This window comes from Flavobacterium sp. FG139, assembly GCF_057809695.1.
Genome location: NZ_JBMDKL010000036.1, coordinates 1 through 1,534, shown reverse-complemented (window position 1 = coordinate 1,534; position 1,534 = coordinate 1). Strand labels below are relative to the sequence as shown.

1 protein-coding gene is annotated in these 1,534 nt (G+C 34.0%); it reads left to right on the top strand.

Annotated features, from left to right (window positions below):
* The first annotated feature begins 91 nt into the window (after positions 1 to 91).
* The gene (locus tag ACODSI_RS14980; protein ID WP_488917663.1) at positions 92 to 664 is read left to right on the top strand and encodes a hypothetical protein; all 573 of its coding nucleotides are present in this window, start codon (positions 92 to 94) and stop codon (positions 662 to 664) included.
* Positions 665 to 1,534: the final 870 nt, after the last annotated feature.

The following is a 1,534-nucleotide window of genomic DNA, read 5'->3' as shown; positions in this document are numbered from 1 at the left end:
ATATTTGTTTTCGTCAGTGCCGAAAACCGCCACTGGCGCAAGCGACGAAACGTTATAACCAAGCCTCTCAAAACTGCATAAAAAATCAAAAATGAATCTAATCCAAGACCAAGCAACTCGTTTCTATGAATGGAAGTCAAATGAGTATGGAAATTATCAGGAATTTATAACAGAAGTTAGAACGCAACTTTATGAATACCGAAAAGACGCTCATAAACTTGAGTTTTTAGACCATCTAATGACATTGTTAAAGCAAGATTTTGATAAACATTTGATAGATTGTCCACACAAAAATGAAAAAAATGTTTGTGATGTAAACAAATATTACGAAAACAGTTTATTTTTTATTCAAAACGAACGTGATGAAGTAATTGAATATTTACCCAAGACTGAATTTAACCTTCAAGAAAGGTCTGAAATAAATGATAGTCTACAAAAAATTTTAGAAGATCTTAATAAAATAAAAAAGGGTCAAGAAATCACATATGACGATATCGTTGAAGAATTAAATGAGTTAAAGGAATTCTACTTTTTAAATAAAAAACATTGGTCACAAATGCTAATTGGAAGACTGACAGAAATGGTAGCTAGTGGAGTAATAAGTGAAACGATTAGTAAAAATATTGTTGAAACTATTTTAAAAAATTATACCGGAATAATTTAATAGAAATTAGAAAGGCCTGGTTATAACAGCCGTTTGCGCCAATGGCGTGGCTTGGGATTTATCAGAATGCGGAAGTGATTATCTTTTTTCTTTCAATCGCATTTTTTCTTTCTAACTTTTCGGTATATTTGTTTTCGTTAGTGTCGAAAACCGCCACTGGCGCAAGCGACAGAACGTTGGGCGTCAGTTGGCTGGAACGCAAAAACTATAACTTCAAAAATTAAAACTCGATATTCTAACTTACTCTTCTGAATTCAAGTCTTTGCGCATAAAAATCTTAACTCAAAACTTAATCTTCTGAATCAAAATCTTTGCGTATAAAAATCAGAACTCGGAACTTTGTCTACTGAGGTCGGGACTTGTGATTTTCAACTTGGGACTTATGATTTCAACCTTGGGACCGAACACTTTCACATCGGGACTTATGATTTTCACCTTGGGACCAAACATTTTCACCTCGGGACCAAAGACTTTCCCATTGGGACTTATGACTTTCCTATTGGGACTTGTAATTTACACAATGGGACTTATTGGATTTTATAAATGCTACTTTAAAATAAAACCGAACGCCCAACCGCCGTTTGCTTCTATGGCGTGGCTTGGGACTTATCAGAAAACTGAAGTGATTATTTTTTTTCTTTCAATCATGTTTTTTCTTTCTAACTTTTCGGTATATTTGTTTGCGCCAGTGCTGAAAATCGCCACAGAAAGCAAGCGCCATAACGTTAGCAGAAACCTTAGAGCTACACAAAACGCAAAAAAAATCCTTACAAAAGTTAACTAAGTTTATTTAAAATCTAACAAAGCATATGCAGAATGCAAATAAGCTTATGCAGAATGCAAATGAGCTTATGTAAAATGCAAATGAGC

Excerpts from the sequence above, each read along its gene's own strand:
- ACODSI_RS14980 (WP_488917663.1), top strand. The coding sequence starts at position 92 with ATGAATCTAATCCAAGACCAAGCAACTCGTTTCTATGAATGGAAGTCA.